The sequence below is a fragment of the Spirabiliibacterium mucosae genome (genome assembly GCF_014884965.1).
In the GTDB taxonomy this organism is placed as follows: Bacteria; Pseudomonadota; Gammaproteobacteria; order Enterobacterales; family Pasteurellaceae; genus Spirabiliibacterium; species Spirabiliibacterium mucosae.
Genome location: NZ_JABTBO010000061.1, coordinates 1 through 938, shown reverse-complemented (window position 1 = coordinate 938; position 938 = coordinate 1). Strand labels below are relative to the sequence as shown.

General features: G+C 29.1%; 1 protein-coding gene and 1 pseudogene. Both read right to left on the bottom strand.

All coding sequences use genetic code 11. The annotated features are described in order from the left end of the window. Positions 1-369 precede the first annotated feature (369 nt). Positions 370-723: a hypothetical protein gene (locus tag HPC37_RS10785; protein ID WP_208123103.1), complete on the bottom strand. Its 354-nt coding sequence runs from the start codon at positions 721-723 to the stop codon at positions 370-372. Positions 724-741: 18 nt separating this feature from the next. Next, a pseudogene (locus HPC37_RS10780) lies at positions 742-938 on the bottom strand (hypothetical protein); the annotation flags it as partial.

The window sequence follows — 938 nt, the reverse complement described above, 5'->3', positions numbered from 1 at the left end:
ACTTTTCCTCTATTGTATTAAAAACTCTTTCTCAATTCTTATATGTTTTATTTAATATATCAATAGTTTCATTCAGCTTTTTATAAGAGTTATCATCATTTTCATCATAAACAAACTTTAAATTATTAATATTCTGATTAGCTTTAGTATGCACATCTAAAAAGAAACATTTGCTTTATTAGGTGTTGCATTAGGATTATTCCCTATCATTCCAATCCCTAAAGATCTTAAGAAAGGCATGCCCGAGTAAACCGTATCGCCTTCCACACCAAGATATTTTGTTCTAACACGCTTAAATAATGCTTTCGATTGTTCATGGATTTCATTTGAAGGACATTATTCACTTAAATATAAAAATCATAGTTATTATTAACTTCTATATTTATTCCATTTTTTACAAATATTACCAAATCTATAACAGTATTTATAACTAGCATTAAACCTATATCCCTTTTGATATAGACAAGCGCCATCAAGATCATCCGATTTAGCTTGTTCTTCAGGATCAATAGGTATTTCTAATCCACCTATATTTTTTGTTTTAAATGGTGCTAGTGATTGAGCATAGCAATACTGAACAATTTCTGCAGTAGGAACAGTGTTGTCATCTTTATGAACCCATATATCTTCTCTCCAAAAAGAAGAATACGGTGGATGCCAGACCCATAAACAACCACCCAATAAAAAGACAAAAGAAAATGAAGTAACCGCTACTTTTATCACTTACTTTCTCCAATAATCTTAATTGTTATATTTTCTAAATACCTTGCACTCGACTTCATTAGAATAATGGTAACAATATTTTGAGAATATATCCTCTTTAAAAACATATCCTAGATCATACAAACATTTTCCATGATTTAATGTAGCGTTATATTGATCATAATCAAGAGAATTCAATGGAAGATTTCTTTGAGTTAAATCCATCTTAATAGCTT